This is a genomic window from Streptomyces sp. NPDC034111 (assembly GCF_055575375.1).
Window position 1 is genome coordinate 131,561 of record NZ_JBVIST010000016.1, and the last position, 16,500, is coordinate 148,060.

Genomic DNA, 16,500 nt, shown 5'->3' on the forward strand with positions numbered 1-16,500 from the left:
CCGCCGGTCGGCGATGCCGTCCAGGCCACGCGGCGCGAGATCCGGCGCGAGGCGGGTAGGCGGGTGGTGGCCGGCCGTCAGGACGGCGCGCAGCGCACAGGCGGGCCGGGAGCGCCGGGTGGGGGCCGGCCGTGCCGCGCTGCACACCTGGTGCGAGGAACTGCTTCCCGGGATGCTCCGCCGGTAGCGGTGTGGCGTGGTGGCCGGGCAGGGCCTACCCCGTTACGCCGTCGATCCTCAGCTGGAGCCGGTCGATCGCGTCCCTGAGGCCCTGGCGGTATTCGCCGTCGGCGAGGGCGTTGACCGAGGCCCGGGCCCGCCGGAGCTGGGCGCGGGCGTCGGCCGGCCGGTCGAGGGCGGCGTAGTCGGCCGCGATATTGAGATGCAGCGAGGGAAAGAAGGCCCGGAGCGCGACGAGCGGATGACGGGGGCCGGGCCCGTCCGCGACGCTCGTCCCGCCCGGCGTGGACCCCGCGCCGGCGGGCCGCTCGGTCACAAAGCCCTCGGCAGCCTCCAGGGCCCGGAGGTCCCAGTCGAGTTCGTCCCTGGGGTCGTCCTGGGTGTCGGCCATGTAGTGGGCGAGGGTGCAACGGTGGAAGGCGTCTCCCTGCGGCCCGATCTCGTGCCACAGCGCCGAGAGGCGGTTACGGGCCTCTTCGCGGTCACCGGCGCGATGCAGCATGATCGCCTGACCGATCCGGGTCAGTACCCCGTCCTCGGGCGTCGCCTCCCGCCGCTTCTCCATCACCGCGCACTCTCCGTATTTTGCCCACTACCGTCAGCGCCCTCCCCTCGACGCTAACCGCCGGAGGAGACCTTCGCGCGGTGTGCGCGACGCGCCGGGGCGGCAGAGCCGTACGGCCCGGCCACCCGGCAGGCCCGTCGCTCAGCCCAGGTCAGGGATGCGCCAGTCGATCGGGGCGTGGCCCTGCGCGGCGATCGCGGTATTGATCTGGGTGAACGGACGGGACCCGAAGAACTTCTTCGCCGACAGCGGGGAGGGGTGCGCGCCCTGCACCACGGCATGGCGTTCCTCGTCGATCAGCGGCAGCTTCTTCTTCGCGTAGTTCCCCCAGAGCACGAAGACCGCAGGATCGGGCCGGGAGGCCACCGCGCGGATCACCGCGTCGGTGACCTTCTCCCACCCCTTGCCCTTGTGCGAATTGGCCTCGGCCTCGCGGACGGTCAGGACGGCGTTCAGCAGCAGCACGCCCTGCTGGGCCCAGGGCATCAGATAGCCGTTGTCCGGGATCGGGTGGCCCAGCTCCTCCTTCATCTCCTTGTAGATGTTCCGCAGCGACGGCGGCGTCTTGACGCCGGGCTGCACGGAGAAGCACAGGCCGTGGCCCTGCCCCGCACCGTGGTACGGGTCCTGGCCGAGGATGAGCACCTTCACCTGGTCGTAGGGGGTCGCCTCCAGCGCCGCGAAGACCTGCCCGCGGGGCGGGTAGACCGGACCGTTGGCCCGCTCCTGCTCGACGAAGTCGAGGAGCTCCTTGAAGTAGGGCTTCTCCAACTCCTCGCCGAGGACCCCGCGCCAGGATTCGGGCAGCATGTCGGTCACCACGTCAACAACCTCCGGTGTACGTTGCGTTCTCCTCAGAACCTACCGGCGACCACTGACAACGCCGCCCGCGGGCCGATTGCCGGGGCGGAGACCGGGCCGGAGGCCGAGCCCGAGGCCGGGCCTGATCCTGTCTGAAGGCCGGCCCCGCGGCGCTTCCCCCGCCCCCTCCCCCTCCTCCCCCTTCGGGGAGGGGGCGGGGGTGGGTTCGGGGGTGGGGGGGAGCGCACCGCGCCGCCTCAGGCCCCGTTAGCCAGGACCGTACGGCCCCCGCAACGCATGCCTCCGCGGCAGGTCCGCCGACGCAGCTGGTGCCGGCCCCGCTGGGGACCGGCACCACCGACTCTGCCTCTTGGCGCGCGCACCTAATGCAAGCCCGCTACCGCGGACGCTCGTACCACCTCACCGTCCACGGCCTCCAGACGTTCAGACGCCGGCGTTGAGGAACAGACCGCCGTCCACGACCAGCGTCTGGCCGGTGATCCAGCCCGACGCGTCGGACAGCAGGAAGGCCGCCGCCCCGCCGATGTCCTCCGGGAGGCCGAGCCGCGCCATCGGGTAGGCAGCCGCCGCCTCCTCCTCGCGGTTCTCGTACAGCGCGGCGGCGAACTTGGTCTTGACCACCGCGGGCGCGATGGAGTTGACCCGCACACCCGGCGCGAACTCGTGGGCGAGCTGGATCGTGAGGTTCACCATCGCGGCCTTGCTGATGCCGTACGCGCCGATGAAGGGCGAGGGGGCGAGGCCGGCGATCGAGGCGATGTTGACGATCGCGCCGCCGTTCTCCTTCTGCCAGGCGTGCCAGGTGCGCTGCGCGAACCCGAGCGCGGAGACGACATTGGTCTCGAAGACCTTGCGCGCGACATTGAGGTCGAGGTCCGCGATCGGGCCGAACACCGGGTTCGTACCGGCGTTGTTGACCAGGTAGTCGACCCGCCCGAAGGCCTCCATCGCGCGCTCGACGGCGACGGCCTGGTGGGCCTCGTCGTGCGCCTTGCCGGCGACGCCGATCGCCCGGTCCGCGCCCAGCTTCTCGACGGCCTCCTTGAGGGCGTCCTCGTTGCGGCCGGTGATCACGACCCGGTCGCCGCGGGCGACCAGGGCCTCGGCGATGCCGTAGCCGATGCCGCGGCTGGCGCCGGTGACCAGCGCCACCTTGCCGGAGGGCTCCGGGAGCCCCTTGTCCTGCTCGGTCATGTCCTGTGCTCCTGGGTCGGTGGGGCGGTCAGTTGAGGGGGCCGCCGGCGACGTACATGACCTGGCCGGACACGAACCCGGCCGCGTCGCCCGTGAAGAAGGCGATCGCGTTGGCGATGTCCTCCGGCTTGCCGACCCGCTGCACCGGGATCTGGCCGGCGGCCGCCGCCTGGAACTCCTCGAAGCCCATGCCGACCCGCTCGGCGGTGGCGGCGGTCATGTCCGTGACGATGAAACCGGGGGCGACGGCGTTGGCGGTCACACCGAACTTGCCGAGCTCGATGGCGAGGGTCTTGGTGAAGCCCTGGAGACCGGCCTTGGCGGCGGAGTAGTTGACCTGGCCGCGGTTGCCGAGCGCCGAGCTGGAGGAGAGGTTGACGACCCGGCCGAACTTGGCGTCCACCATGTGCTTCTGGCAGGCGCGGGACATCAGGAACGCACCCCGCAGGTGCACGTTCATGACCGTGTCCCAGTCGCTCTCGCTCATCTTGAACAGCAGGTTGTCGCGGAGCACACCGGCGTTGTTGACGAGGATGGTGGGCGCGCCGAGCTCGGACGCGACCCGGGTGACCGCCGCCTCCACCTGTTCCGCGTCCGAGACGTCGCAGCCGACCGCGATGGCCTTGCCGCCGGCCGCGGTGATCTTCTCGACGGTGTCCTTGCAGGCCGCCTCGTCGAGGTCGAGTACGGCTACGGCGCGGCCCTCGGCGGCCAGGCGTACGGCGGTGGCCGCGCCGATGCCGCGGGCCGCGCCCGTCACGATGGCGACGCGCTGCTCGGTGGTGGACATGCGGGTTCTCCTCATCCTCGAAGCCTCGACAAGCGGTCCGCCGCACCGATCCCGTAGGTGAGCAACCGCTTAGTACCCTGAGCAGGGCTGACGCTAGAAGCCCGGCAGGACGCTGTCAACGCCCCACAGCGCGCCGTTGCCGAGCTCACCTGCGGTGCGGCAGGAAGGTACCCCCTCGCGCCGAGCCGGCCTGGCGCGATCGCGTGCATACGACGGGGCGCCCGGCCCGCCGTACTACGGCAGACCGGGCGCCCCTGACGACACATGCGGCCTCAGCGCACCAACAGCTCCAGCAGCCGCTCCGCCTCCGCGGCGGGGTCGGCGGTCAGGCCGGTGTGCACCGGCCCCGGCTGGACGATGGTGCTGCGCGGCGCGATCAGCCAGCGGAACCGCCGCCCGGCGTCGTCCCCCGCCGCCTGTCCGGCCCGTTCGCCGCCCTGGCAGATGCCCTCGACGGCGCCGAGCGCGGCCCGTACGCCCGCCACATCGACAGTCGGGTCCAGCGCCAGCAGCCGGGCCTCGTCCAGATAGGTCCGGGCCTCCACAAAGCGCCGGGCGTGGCAGTACACGACCACGCCGGCGTTGATCATCTCGCCGCGCTCCACCCGGGGCACGACCTTCAGCAGGGCGTACTCGAAAACATCGCGTCCATTGTGCAGACCGGTCACTTCACTGCCCTCCGCGGCAACTTTCCCGCCAGCCACGCCGGCGCCTGCGAGGGCTTGTCCTTGGTGGGCTCCCCGAGGGTGATGTGGTCGCTGATCGTCCGGGCGCGGGCCAGCAGCGTATTGACGTACGCCTGGCGCAGCACGTCCGGCGTCGCAAAGCCGGGCTCGTCGGCCAGCCATTCGTCCGGGACGTCCGCCGCGATCCCGGTCAGCAGCTCCTCGGTGATCTGTGGCGCGAATTCGTCGGCTGCCGACGCGATATCCGGACCGAAGGTGGCGAGCACATGGTCGGACGCGTTGTACGGGCGGGCCGCCGCCTTCTCCGCGCTCGGCCAGTTGTGGTGCCAGATCATCGCGGCGCCATGGTCGATCAGCCACAGTTCGCCGTGCCAGACCAGGAGATTGGGGTTGCGCCAGGAGCGGTCGACGTTGTTGATCAGCGCATCGAACCACACCACGCGGCCCGCCTCACGGGCAGTCACCTCGAAGGCGAGCGGATCGAAACCCAGCGATCCGGGAAGGTAATCCATGCCGAGGTTCAGCCCGCCGCTGGCCTTCAGCAACTCCTGGACCTCCTGGTCCGGCTCCCCGAGGCCGATGACGGGGTCGAGCTGCATCTGCACCAGGTCCGGTACCCGCAGTCCGAGACGGCGGCCCAGCTGACCGCAGATGATCTCGGCGACAAGAGTCTTACGGCCCTGGCCGGCACCGGTGAACTTCATGATATAAGTACCGAGATCGTCGCCCTCGACGATTCCCGGGAGCGACCCGCCCTCACGCAAAGGCGTGACATAGCGCGTCGCAACGACTTCGGTCAACATCCCCACAGGCTACGGCAGCTTCCCGCCGCTCGTTATTCCTTATTCGCCCCGGTCCGGTACCGGCACTCAGCGCTGCGCAGAGATCCGCAGCGCCGTGCAGGGCTGCGCAGGACCGGGGAATGGGCCCTTTCGGTCAGGCCTTTTCCGGGAAACGCTGACCTGCCTAGGTTGCCTCCAGGGATCGCCGTACCCGGGACCGCCGCACCACCTGACCACCGGACAACCGGACCACCATCGTGGAGGACAGCACCTTGGACAGCATCACCACGAACTCCGCATCGCCCGCGCCCACCACCGAGAACTCCGCTGGGTTTCCCCGCCAATTCGCGTACAGCCGCCGTTTCTCCCTGGGAGTCCCCGGGCGTTTCACGGTCTCCCCGGACGGTCGCCGGGTCCTCTTCGTCCGTACGGGCTCGGGCATCGACCCCATAGGCCGGCTGTGGCAGTACGAGGACGGCGCAGAAAGGCTGTTGGTCGATCCTGGCCTCCTGGTGGGGGCCACGGCCGAGGCGGTGCCCGAGGAGGAGCGGCTGCGCCGGGAGCGGGCCCGGGAGCGGTCGGCGGGCGTGGTGTCGTACGCGGCCGATGACGCCGTGCGGCTCGTGGCGTTCGCGCTCTCCGGTGCGCTGTGGGCGGTGCGGACGGACGGCGGCGCCCCGTTCTCCGTCCCGGCGGCGGGCCCGGTGGTCGACCCCCGTCCGTCCCCCGACGGCCGGTACATCGCGTATGTGAGCCGTCGCTCCCTCCATGTGACCGACCTGGCCGGCCACGACCGGCAACTGGCGTGCGCGCAGGCGCCCGAGGTCTCCTACGGGCTGTCGGAATATGTGGCGGCTGAGTCCATGCACCGGCTGCGCGGCTACTGGTGGGCGCCGGACAGTCGTCACCTCCTGGTGGCGAGGGTCGACACCGGCCCCGTGGAACGGCGGTACCTCTGCGACCCCGCCGACCCGGCGAAGCCGCCACAGGAGATCGCGTATCCGGCGGCCGGTACCCCCAATGCGGAGGTCACCGTCCATCTGCTCTCCCTGGAGGGCGAGCGGGTCGAGGTGGTGTGGGACCGGAAGGCGTACGAATACCTCGTCGATGCGGGCTGGGACGGGCACGGCCCGTTCCTCGTCGTACAGAGCCGCGACCAGCGCACGGTGCGGATGCTCACGGTCGACCGGGCCACCGGGGCCACCGAGGTACGGCACGAGCGGACCGATCCGGCGTGGGTGGAGCTGGTACCCGGCACTCCGGCCCGTACCGCTTCCGGCGCACTGGTGCTCCCGGAGGACGACGGCGACACGCGGTATCTGACCGTGGGAGGCCGGCGGGTCACTCCTGGCGGGCTGCAACTGAGCGAGGTCCTGGGGGTCGAGGGCGAAGCGGTGCTCTTCACGGCGAGCGAGGACCCTTTGGAGACCCATGTGTGGCGCCATGAGCCGGGCCGCGGCCTCCGCCGGCTGAGCCGGGACCCCGGCAGGTACACGGGCGTGGCGCGGGGCGGGACGGTCGTTCTTGCGGGACGCACACCGCAGGGCAGTGCGGTGAGCGTGGTGCGCGACCCGGAGGTGGGGCCGGACGGGGGCGCGCCCCATGGGGTCATCGCCTCGCTCGCCGAGGAGCCGGTCCTCTCCCCACGACCGGTCCATCTCACCCTCGGCGAACGGCAGTTGCGCGCCGCCCTCTATCTGCCGTCGTGGCACCAGGAGGGGGCGGGGCGGCTGCCGGTGCTGCTCGATCCGTACGCCGGTGCCGGCCTCCAGACGGTGGGGCGGACCCGCGACTGGTTCGTCTGTGTGTCGCAGTGGTTCGCCGAGCAGGGCTTCGCGGTGCTGGTCGTCGACGGCCGCGGGACGCCGGGGCGGGGTCCCGCCTGGGAGAAGGCCCTGCACGGCGATCTGCTCACCCCTGTTCTGGAGGACCAGGTGGACGCCCTTCAGGCGGCCGGGGCGCGCTTCGGCGACCTGGATCTGACGCGGGTGGCGATCCGCGGGTGGTCGTTCGGCGGGTTCCTGGCGGCGGCCGCGGTACTGCACCGCCCGGATGTCTTCCATGCGGCGGTCGCCGGCGCTCCGCCCACCGACCAACGGCTGTACGACACCCACTGGAAGGAGCGCTTCCTCGGCCACCCGGAGGAGCAACCGGAGAACTACGCGCGCTCCTCCCTGGCCGGCCACGGCCATCTGCTGCGCCGCCCGCTGCTGCTGATCCACGGACTCGCCGACGACAACGTCGCGGTCGCGCACACCCTGCGCTTCTCGGCCGAACTGCTTGCCGCGGGCCGGCCGCACAGCGTGCTGCCGCTGTCCGGCGCCACCCATGCGCCGTCCGACGCAACCGTGAATGAGCAGCTGCTCCACTTCCAGCGGGACTTCCTGCTGAACGCCCTGAAGGGGCGCGCCGACGGGGACTGACGCCGGCCGGCCGGGGGCTGTCCGCCCCCGGTCTTTGGCATACGGCGCCAAAAAACGGAAGCCGTTGAATGCCTCCAACTGCCCTTCCGTACGGCCCTGTGCAACGTCCATGGACCAGCACATCGCGCACCGAAGGCACCAGGAACCGGAGGCACACCATGGCTCGACAGGCAGCATCGGACCGCACGGAGACCGAGGCGGTCACGGCGGAGAGTACGGCGGACGGAGCGGCGCCTAAGGGGCGCGGGGCGGCCCGCCGGACGGTCGTCGCGGCCGTCGGAGCGGCCGGGCTGACCGCCGCGCTCGCGGCCTGTGGAGGCAGCAGCATGGCGGAAGGGGGCGGCAATGGCTCGGCGGGGGCGGACGCGGGCGGCTCACCGGAGTCGGGCGGCTCCGGAGGGAGTGCGGGCGGGGGCGAGGCCGGTGGGGGCGCCGGCGCCGCGCTGGCCAAGACCACGGAGATCCCCAAGGGCGGCGGCAAGATCTTCAAGGCCGAGAAGGTCGTCGTCACCCAGCCTCAGGACGGCGAGATCAAGGCGTTCTCCGCCGTCTGCACCCATGCGGGCTGCCTGGTCGGCGAGGTCTCCGGCGGCACCATCAACTGCATGTGCCACGGCAGCAAGTTCGACATCACCGATGGCAGCGTGAAGACCGGCCCCGCCACCAAGGGGCTGCCGCCCGCCAAGGTGAGCGTCAAGGGCGGCTCGGTCACCCTGGGCTGACGGGGCCCGCTCCCCCCGGGCCGTTCACGGGTCCCTTCAGCGGCTGCGCCGTGGCCGCTTCCAGGTGGTCAGCACGTCGTCGGTGGTGGTGACGGTGGCGACCAGGGCGAGGGTGTTGCGGACCATCGCAGGGGTGTAGTCGGCCGGCACCCCGGCGATGGCGTCCGCGGGCACCACGGCCGTATAGCCGAGGTTGACCGCGTCGAACACGGCATTGGGGATCGCCACGTTCGCCGACACCCCGGTGACGACGAGCGTCCGGCAGCCGACATTGCGCAGCAGCGCGTCCACCTCGGTGCCGGCGATCGGCGACAGACCGTGCAGCCGCCGCACCACCAGGTCGCCCTCCGACACCGGTATCGGATCGGCGATGCGTACCGCGGTGGAACCGATGATCTGCTGGACGGGCAGCCGCTCGGCGGCCTTGAAGAGGCGGGCGTTGTGGCTGGCGCCCCGGCCGTCGGGGCGGCGTTCGGCGACCGCGTGCAGCACCTGGACGCCGGCGTCGTGGGCGGCCGCCACCAGGCGGGCGATGTTCGCCAGCGCCCCTGATTTACGGGCCGTGGCGGCGAGTTCGGGCAGTGCGCTGTCGGGACCGACCACACCGCGCTGGCACTCGACGGTGAGCAGCACCGTCGAGGCCGGGTCCAGTAGCTCGCCGAGCCTTACGGCGTCCGGTGGCATGGCACTTCCCTTCTGGCGGTCCGCTCCGCCGGCCGGTCTCCGTCGGAACGCCCCTGGGGCCGGCCCTTCGCCGGCCGCCCCTTCGGGACGGCGAGGGTAGCGGGCATTGCCTCCACCAGGAAGAGCACCCATGCTCTTCTGACGACCAGTCAGGTATGGGTGAGCGGCAGGCTGCGGAGGCGATGACGATGGACGGCACACAGCGGCGCGGGCGCCGGATCATGATGACCCAGGACGAACTGGACGCGTTCCTCGCCGAGCAGCGCACCTGCCGGGTCGCCACGGTCGGCGACGACGGCGCCCCGCACGTCGGGGCGCTGTGGTTCGCCTGGGACGGGGCGGCGCTGTGGCTGTACTCGATCACCCGCAGCAAGCGGTGGGCCCAGCTGCGCAAGGACCCCCGGATCGCGGTCGTGGTCGACGACGGGCACGAGTACGGCGAGCTGCGCGGGGCCGAGCTGACGGGACGCGCGGAGTGCGTGGGCGAGGCACCGCGCACCGGTGAGCCGTGTCCCGCACTGGACGAACCGGAGCGGCTGTTCGCGCGGAAGTACTTCGGCATGGCCGCGATGCCGCACGACGGCCGGCACGCCTGGCTGCGGCTCGTACCGGAGTCCGTCGCGTCCTGGGACTTCCGCAAGATCCCGGGGTGAGGCGGGGGCGGGCACGTGGGGTGACGGCGCGGGGTGGTTCCGGGCCCGGCGCCGACCACTGCGAGGAGAACACGCTCACATGCGCCGGCCGCCGCCGATGGCGTTGTCAGTGGTCTCTGCGAGAGTGGTGAGGGTCAGCCCGTTCCGCGCCGGGCAGGGTGCGGGAGCGGACGGCCCGGCCGCTGCGGGCCGGGCTCCGACCAGGACGAAGGAGATCCGGTGAACGTGCTCTTCCCCTCGCTGCGCGACGCATCGCCCGCACCCGCGTTGCGCTTCGGCGACCGCTCGCTGAGCTATCGCCAACTGGCGTCGGTGGCGGGCGCGCTCGCCGAGCGGATCACCAGTGGGTCCCGGATCGCGGTCTGGGCGACGCCGACGCTGGAGACCGCGGTCGGCGTGATCGCCGCGCTGCTCGCCGGCGCGGCCGCCGTCCCGGTCAATCCGAAGATCGGCGAGAGCGAACTGGCGCACATCGTGGCGGACAGCACGCCCTCGCTCGTCCTGGCCGAGCCGGGCGCCGAGCTGCCGGACGCGCTCGCGACACTGCCCCGGATCGAGGTCGAGGCCGCCGAACCGCCCGGAGAGGCCGGACCGGTCCCGCTGCCGTACGAACCGGGCGACGAGACAGCAGCCCTGATCGTGTACACCTCCGGCACGACCGGTCCGCCCAAGGGCGTCGTCCTCCCCCGGCGCGCGATCGCGCACACCCTCGACGCCCTTGAGGACGCCTGGCAGTGGACGGCCGACGACGTCCTGGTGCACGCCCTGCCGCTGTTCCATGTCCACGGCCTGATCCTCGGCATCCTCGGCCCGCTGCGGCGCGGCGGCAGCGTGCACCACCTCGGGCGCTTCAGCACCGAGGCGGTCGCCAGGGAGCTGTCGGCGGAGGGCACGATGCTGTTCGGCGTCCCGACGATGTACCACCGCCTGGCCACCGAGGCCGGCCGCGATCCCGTGCTGGCCAAGGCGCTGGGCCGGGCCCGGCTGCTGGTCTCCGGTTCGGCCGCGCTGCCGCTGACCGATCACGAGCGGATCGCGGCGGCCTCCGGGCGACGGGTGATCGAGCGCTACGGCATGACGGAGACCCTGATGAACACCAGCGTGCGGGCGGACGGCCCGGATGCCGCGGGCACGGTCGGGGTGCCACTGCCGGGGGTGTACGTCCGGCTGGTCGACGATGCGGGCCGGCCCATCGAGGGCAACGACGGCGAGACGGTCGGCGAGATCCAGGTCCGCGGGCCGAACCTCTTCGTCGAGTACCTCAACCGCCCCGACGCCACCGCCGCCGCGTTCGACGGCGGATGGTTCCGTACGGGCGATATGGCGATCCGTGATGCGTCCGGGAACTACCGGATCGTCGGACGCAAGGCCACCGACCTGATCAAGAGCGGCGGTTACAAGATCGGCGCGGGCGAGATCGAGAATGCGCTGCTGGCGCACCCCGGGGTCGCCGAGGCTGCGGTGACCGGCGTCCCGGACGAGGACCTCGGCGAGCGGATCGTCGCATGGATCGTGCCGGAGACCGGTCCCGAGGCCGGCCCGGCGCCGTCCGCCCAGGAGCTCGCCGACCATGTCGCCCTCCAGCTCGCACCGCACAAACGCCCCCGCACCGTGCACTTCCTGGACGCGCTGCCGCGCAATGACATGGGCAAGGTCATGAAGCGAGAGCTCCATGCCTGACGGCGCACCGCCCTGCACCCGACTGACGGCCCGTCAGGCCCTCGCGGCGGTCGCGGATTCCTACCACGAGCTCGCAGACCCCTCGGGCGGCCTCGGCTCGGATGCCGCACCGGACGGGCCGCTCGGCTGGCAGGGCTATGACGAGGCGCGGGCCCGGGCCCGCGCCCGGACCGGCGAGGACGAGTCGGTGGTGACGGCCCGGGCCGTGATCGGCGGTGTGGAAGCGCTCGTGCTCTCCTTCGAGTTCCGCTATCTGGGCGGCTCGCTGGGCGAGCGCACCGGCGACCGGCTGGAGGCCGCCTACACCGAGGCCCGCGCCCGGGGGCTGCCGGTGGTCTCACTGATCGCCACCGGCGGCAGCCGGATGCAGGAGGGGATGCGGGCGCTGTCCCAACTCCAGCGGGTGGCCCGGCAGTCGGCGCTGAACCGTGCCGCAGGACTGCCGCAGATCGCCGTACTGCGCGATCCGACGACCGGGGGCGGCTGGGCCACGCTCGGCGCGTCCGCCGATGTGATCCTCGCGCTCCCGGGTGCCCAGATCGGATTCGCCGGCTCGCGGGTGCGCCCGCCGGACGCCGACCGGTACGCGTACTCCGCTGAGGGCCAGCTGGCGTCCGGCCATATCGATGCCGTCGTCCCGCCCGACCGGCTGCGCGCCACGCTCCAGCGGTGGCTGCGGCTGCTGGGCGCGCCGGGGGAGCCCGGCGGCCGGAACGCCGAGCCGGCGCCGCCGCCGAAGGCGCTGGGCGCACGAGGGCTGCCGGAGTCCGGCTGGGATGCGGTACGGCGCGCCCGCGAGGCCGGGCGGCCGCGCGCGGAGGCGTATCTGCGGGCGTACTTCGACGACCGGGAGGAGATCAGCGGCGACCGCTGCGGCGGCGTCGACCCCGGGATACGGTGCGGCTTCGGCCGGCGCGACGGCCGGACGATAGCCTTCGCGGCCCAGTGCGGTACGGCCACCCGCCCGGCCGGCTTCCGCACCGCGGTCCGGATCGTCCGGCTCGCGGACCGCCTAGGCATCCCGGTCCTCACCCTGGTGGACACCCCGGGCGCGGCGAACGACGCGGCGGCCGAACGGTCCGGTGCCGGCGCGGCGATCGCCGATACCTTCGCGGCGCTGGCCACCGCCGAGGTTCCCGTGACGTCCCTGCTCATCGGCGAGGGCGGTTCGGGCGGCGCGCTGGCGCTGGCCGCGCCGGGCCGGCTGTGGGCGACGCCGGACAGCTACTTCTCGGTGATCGCCCCGGAGGCGGCGGCCGCCATCCTCAAACGCGATACCACCGAGATCCGTCACACCGCCGATCAACTCCGCATCCGGCCCCAGGACTTGCAGGAGCTGGGCATCGTCCGCGCGATCGTCCCGGCGGCCTGAGCGGGGTCCGCAGGCCGCGCCTGGTTCAGCAGCCTTCGACGCTCCTCCCGGCCGTGCGCAGCGCCTCCACCGCGGCGCGGATCGAGGGCCTGCGGTCCGCGTCCGCGCGCCAGATGGCGTAGACGTGGCGGCGCATCGTATGGCGTACGGGCACCACGCTCACCCCTTCGGGTACCGGCCCGCGGCCGAGGCGCGGAGCCACCGCGACGCCCAGCCCGGCCGCGATCAGGGCGAGCTGGGTGCCGTGCTCCTCCGCCATATGCGCGATGCGCGGCTCGATGCCCTTGCTGCGCAGGGTGAACATCAGCCATTCGTTGCAGAACTCCCCCTGCGGCCAGGAGATCCACTCGTCGTCCGCGAACTCCTCCAGCTCCACGGACCGCCGCCCGGCCAGCGGATGCGTCGCCGGCATCGCGACATCGGCCGGATCGTCCAGGAGGGGGGCCTTCGCCAGTCCGTCGGGCAGTGACAGGGGCCGGTTGTACCAGTCGAGGACCACTGCCAGATCGATATCGCCGCGCACCACGCCGCGCACCGCCGCATCCGGCTCCATCTCGGTCAGCCCCGCGCGCAGCTGGGGGTGCTCGGCGCGGAGGGCGACCAGCGCGGGCGGGAAGAGCCCGCGCGCCGCGGTGGGGAACGCGCCCATCCGCAGCTCGCCCACCGCCTGGCCGCGATGCGCCTCCAGTTCGGCCTGGGCCAGCTCCACCTGGGAGAGGATGCGCACCGCGTGGTCGGCGAGCAGCCGTCCGGCATCGGTCAGCCGTACGCCGCGCCCGTTCTTCGCGAGCAGCTGCTGTCCGGTCTCCCGTTCCAGCTTGGCGATCTGCTGCGAGACGGCCGAGGTCGTCACATGCAGTCCGTCGGCGGCCGCGCTCACCGAGCCATGGCGGGCGACCGCACTCAGCGTCCGTAGGCGATCAAGGTTCAACATGTAAGCAATGCTAAGCGATACCTCCCACGAATATTCGCTTGTGCTACGAAGTTTCTCCCCCGCATCGTGGAGCACATGAGCACCGCCACGGGCGCACCGACCGCCTCCGACGCCACCAACTCCCCCACGCCGCACACTTCCAGGCCCCACCGGCCCACCGGCCCGGCTGCCCCGGGCGCACCCGGTTCCGGCAGCGGACCCACGCGCCGCCGCGCCCTCGGCTGGCGGGTCCACTTCGCCGTCCTCTCCCTGATCTGGGGCTTCAGCTTCCTCTTCATCAAGGTGGGCACCCAGGCCTTCGCACCGCTACAGGTCACGCTGGGCCGGGTGGCGTGCGGTGCGCTGGTGCTGCTGACCATCCTCGTGATCAAGCGCGAGCGGCTTCCCCGCTCCGTCCGGACCTGGGGTCATCTGGCGGTGGCCGCGTTCCTCCTCAACGCGCTGCCGTTCTCCCTCTTCGCCTACTCCGAGCTGACCATCCCCTCCACACTGGCCGGTATCTGCAACGCCACCTCCCCGCTGTGGGGCATGGCGCTGTCGGTCGTCGCACTCTCCGAGGACCGGCCCACCCGGCGCCGGGTCGCGGGCCTCGGCATCGGATTCCTGGGCGTGCTGACCGTGCTCGGCGCCTGGCAGGGCTTCACCGGTACGGATCTGACCGGCACCGCGCTGGCGCTCGGCGCCTCGCTCAGCTACCCGATCGGCTGGATCTACGTCCGGCGCACCCTGGCGGGCACGTCGCACTCCCACCTCTCCATGTCCAGCACCCAGTTGCTGCTGGCCACCGCCCAACTCGCCGTGGTGACACCCCTGTTCACCACCGCACCGACCGGCTACCCGGTGCTCCCGCTGCTGGCCGTCTTCGCGCTCGGCGCACTGGGCACCGGCTTCGCCTTCCTCCTCCAGTACGGTCTGGTCGCCGAGGTCGGCCCCACCACGGCGCAGATGGTCACCTACTTCGTCCCGGTGATCGCCACCGCCGCCGGTGTCGCCCTCCTGGGTGAGCAGCTGAGCTGGAACACCCCCGTCGGCGCCCTGATCGTGCTGGCGGGCGCCGCCCTCACCCAGAGCAGGCCCCGCCCGTCCGCGGGCCGGCGCGCAACGGCCACCGACTGAGGGCGTCTCTCCCCGGAGGGCCCCAGGCCACCGAGCCCGTTCCAGGTGGCCAACCTTCCAGGTGGCCAACGCCCCGAATTTCGACGGCGGTTCCGCGCACCGTGCCAAGCTGTAGGGCTGTGCGGAGGGTGCGCGAAGGGGGCGTCGTGGACGGGGCGGACGAGGAACGGACCCTTGCCTGGCTGCTGTGCGAGCTGAAGAACCGGGCGGGCGTCAGCTATGCGGCGCTGGCCAGAAGGACCTTCACCACCCGTTCGAGTCTGCACCGTTACTGCCGGGGCGAGAGTGTGCCGCGTGACTACGCCGTGGTCGCCGCCCTCGCGAAGGAGTGCGGCGCCACCCCTCAGGAGCTCACCGAGCTGCTGCGTCTGTGGACCGCCGCCACCACTCCCCCGCCGGACGCACCGTCCCCCGCGCCGCAACGGGAGCCCCCGGCAACGCCGGAGGAGCGGACGCCCGGAGCTCCGCTGCCACCGCCGGGGCCGAGGGGCGCGCGCTCTCGCCTGTGCGGCGGTATGCCTGGCCATGCTGCTGCTCCTCAACCCGGCCGGGCCGCAGCGCACCCCCGGCGACGGCCAGCGCTCCTCGGCCGGACCGCCCGCCGGGACCGCGTCCGGCGGCGGTCCCGGCGACCGCTGGACCTGGGCCCCGTACCCGCTGGCCGGCTCGGTCTACGGCGTCACCATGAACAGCAACACGGGCACCATGCCGTCCTTCCGGATCGGCAGTGTGCGCTTCTGGGACAGCGGCACCCGCTGGTCGGGGCTGGAGCCCCGGCGCGGCAGCTACCGCTGGGCGGGCCTCGACCGTCTGGTCACGGCCGCCCAACGCACCCACAGGGACAGCCTGTTCACCCTCGGCGGTACCCCTTCCTGGGCGGCGCCGGACGGGCACAAGTCCCTCTACACCGACGGTGCCCGCAGCGCGCAGCCCGACCGGCTCGCGGACTGGGACGCCTTCGTGACAGCGCTGGTCACACGCTTTCGAGGCCGCCTCGACGCCTATGAACTGTGGGACACGGTCAATGACCGGCACTTCTACTCCGGCAGCGTGCGGACCATGGCGGAGATGGCACGCCCTGCCGCACGCATCATCAAGCGCGCCGACCCGGAGACCACCGTCATCTGCCCCTCCATGGGCCACCTCAACGAGGCAGCCGGGCTGCGCTTCCTCCGCGATTTCGCGGCGGCCCACGGCTATCAGTCGTGTGATGTGGCTGGACTCAAGACCCGCCAGCGCCCCGCGGAGCAGCCTCCGGAGGCAGTGAGCGGTGAGCTCGCCGCCATGAACCAGGTGCTGCACACCGCCGGTGTCGGCATTACGTTGTGGATCACCGGCCCGACTACGACGTCGCCTACCAGCCACGCCCCACCGGCGGACCGGCCCGTGACTACGCCGTCCGCTGCTTCCTGATGGCGCTGTACGGGCTGGACCAGGGAGTCCGGCGGGCCTACTTCTACAACTGGGGCGGTGCGAAGATCCCCGTCGTCCTTCAGGTCGAGGGCGAGCGTCCGGCCCCGGCCGCGCTCGCGGTGGAGCGGTTGCAGCGCTGGCCGGCCGGTGCCCGTATCCGCGGCTGCGGCCACGGCAGCGCCGCCGGGCTGCCCGCCCCTGTCCGCGAGTGCAGATTCCTGGGCCCGGGCCGGAGCGCGCCCCTCACGATCCGGTGGGCCGACCGGGGATCCGCCCTCGCCCCGGCCGGCCGGGGCGCCTCCCGGCTGACCCGGCTGGACGGTTCGACGCATCGCCTCACTCCCTCCACTCCGCTGCGTATGACGGGCAGCCCGGTCCTCATCACCGGCGCAGGCTGACGACCGTCCGCCTGCCGCCGGACCGGTATGTGGCCTCCGCCGGCATGCCGTTCGTGGCTGACGCCCACCCGGCTGATTGCCCACCG

16 protein-coding genes and 1 pseudogene are annotated in these 16,500 nt (G+C 72.4%); 9 read left to right on the plus strand and 8 right to left on the minus strand.

Going from position 1 to position 16,500, the window contains the following annotated elements; translation table 11 throughout:
• Positions 1-214: 214 nt before the first annotated feature.
• The 6 genes from ACZ55A_RS28455 to ACZ55A_RS28480 form a co-directional block, all read right to left on the minus strand.
• Entirely contained in the window at positions 215-745 is a 531-nt protein-coding gene (locus ACZ55A_RS28455; protein ID WP_468845765.1) for a hypothetical protein, read from the minus strand.
• 141 nt (positions 746-886) lie between these two features.
• Positions 887-1,555, minus strand: a complete 669-nt coding sequence (locus ACZ55A_RS28460; RefSeq protein ID WP_468845924.1) for a uracil-DNA glycosylase — start codon at positions 1,553-1,555, stop codon at positions 887-889.
• 435 nt (positions 1,556-1,990) lie between these two features.
• Positions 1,991-2,761: an SDR family oxidoreductase gene (locus tag ACZ55A_RS28465; protein ID WP_468845768.1), complete on the minus strand. Its 771-nt coding sequence runs from the start codon at positions 2,759-2,761 to the stop codon at positions 1,991-1,993.
• A gap of 28 nt (positions 2,762-2,789) precedes the next feature.
• Entirely contained in the window at positions 2,790-3,551 is a 762-nt protein-coding gene (gene fabG / locus ACZ55A_RS28470) for a 3-oxoacyl-ACP reductase FabG (protein WP_468845771.1), read from the minus strand.
• Positions 3,552-3,823: 272 nt separating this feature from the next.
• Positions 3,824-4,219 carry a DUF3037 domain-containing protein gene (locus tag ACZ55A_RS28475; protein WP_468845773.1) on the minus strand — a complete coding sequence of 132 codons (396 nt, stop codon included), beginning with the start codon at positions 4,217-4,219 and terminating at the stop codon, positions 3,824-3,826.
• The gene (locus tag ACZ55A_RS28480; protein WP_468845775.1) at positions 4,216-5,040 is read right to left on the minus strand and encodes a HipA family kinase; all 825 of its coding nucleotides are present in this window, start codon (positions 5,038-5,040) and stop codon (positions 4,216-4,218) included. The genes ACZ55A_RS28475 and ACZ55A_RS28480 overlap by 4 nt, the downstream gene beginning before the upstream one ends.
• 260 nt (positions 5,041-5,300) lie before the next feature.
• Here ACZ55A_RS28480 and ACZ55A_RS28485 point away from each other — a divergent pair, with 260 nt between their 5' ends.
• Both ACZ55A_RS28485 and ACZ55A_RS28490 read left to right on the plus strand, forming a co-directional pair.
• Entirely contained in the window at positions 5,301-7,442 is a 2,142-nt protein-coding gene (locus tag ACZ55A_RS28485) for a S9 family peptidase (protein ID WP_468845927.1), read from the plus strand.
• A 158-nt stretch (positions 7,443-7,600) separates the two neighbouring features.
• Positions 7,601-8,164: a Rieske (2Fe-2S) protein gene (locus tag ACZ55A_RS28490; protein ID WP_468845777.1), complete on the plus strand. Its 564-nt coding sequence runs from the start codon at positions 7,601-7,603 to the stop codon at positions 8,162-8,164.
• Between the two features lie 36 nt (positions 8,165-8,200).
• Here the strand turns inward: ACZ55A_RS28490 and ACZ55A_RS28495 are convergent, their stop codons facing one another.
• On the minus strand, positions 8,201-8,848 hold the full coding sequence (locus ACZ55A_RS28495; RefSeq protein ID WP_468845779.1) for a cysteine hydrolase family protein: 648 nt from the start codon (positions 8,846-8,848) through the stop codon (positions 8,201-8,203).
• A 188-nt stretch (positions 8,849-9,036) separates the two neighbouring features.
• Here ACZ55A_RS28495 and ACZ55A_RS28500 point away from each other — a divergent pair, with 188 nt between their 5' ends.
• The 3 genes from ACZ55A_RS28500 (at position 9,037) to ACZ55A_RS28510 (ending at position 12,553) form a co-directional block, all read left to right on the plus strand.
• Positions 9,037-9,501, plus strand: a complete 465-nt coding sequence (locus ACZ55A_RS28500; protein ID WP_468845930.1) for a pyridoxamine 5'-phosphate oxidase family protein — start codon at positions 9,037-9,039, stop codon at positions 9,499-9,501.
• 219 nt (positions 9,502-9,720) lie between these two features.
• Positions 9,721-11,181, plus strand: coding sequence for an acyl-CoA synthetase (locus tag ACZ55A_RS28505; RefSeq protein WP_468845782.1), 1,461 nt, complete (start codon positions 9,721-9,723; stop codon positions 11,179-11,181).
• A complete protein-coding gene (locus ACZ55A_RS28510; protein ID WP_468845785.1) occupies positions 11,174-12,553 on the plus strand; it encodes a carboxyl transferase domain-containing protein in 1,380 nt (459 codons plus the stop codon). Before ACZ55A_RS28505 ends, ACZ55A_RS28510 begins: the two co-directional genes overlap by 8 nt.
• Before the next feature lie 25 nt (positions 12,554-12,578).
• Here the strand turns inward: ACZ55A_RS28510 and ACZ55A_RS28515 are convergent, their stop codons facing one another.
• Positions 12,579-13,487, minus strand: coding sequence for a LysR family transcriptional regulator (locus ACZ55A_RS28515; protein WP_468845788.1), 909 nt, complete (start codon positions 13,485-13,487; stop codon positions 12,579-12,581).
• Positions 13,488-13,562: 75 nt separating this feature from the next.
• On the opposite strand from ACZ55A_RS28515, the gene ACZ55A_RS28520 reads away from it, so the two are divergent.
• From ACZ55A_RS28520 to ACZ55A_RS28535, 4 genes and pseudogenes are all read left to right on the plus strand, one after another.
• The gene (locus ACZ55A_RS28520) at positions 13,563-14,603 is read left to right on the plus strand and encodes a DMT family transporter (RefSeq protein ID WP_468845791.1); all 1,041 of its coding nucleotides are present in this window, start codon (positions 13,563-13,565) and stop codon (positions 14,601-14,603) included.
• A gap of 146 nt (positions 14,604-14,749) precedes the next feature.
• A pseudogene (locus ACZ55A_RS28525) lies at positions 14,750-14,953 on the plus strand (helix-turn-helix domain-containing protein); the annotation flags it as partial.
• A gap of 175 nt (positions 14,954-15,128) precedes the next feature.
• The gene (locus tag ACZ55A_RS28530) at positions 15,129-16,016 is read left to right on the plus strand and encodes a hypothetical protein (RefSeq protein ID WP_468845794.1); all 888 of its coding nucleotides are present in this window, start codon (positions 15,129-15,131) and stop codon (positions 16,014-16,016) included.
• The gene (locus ACZ55A_RS28535) at positions 15,929-16,414 is read left to right on the plus strand and encodes a hypothetical protein (RefSeq protein ID WP_468845797.1); all 486 of its coding nucleotides are present in this window, start codon (positions 15,929-15,931) and stop codon (positions 16,412-16,414) included. Before ACZ55A_RS28530 ends, ACZ55A_RS28535 begins: the two co-directional genes overlap by 88 nt.
• The last annotated feature ends 86 nt before the right edge of the window (positions 16,415-16,500 follow it).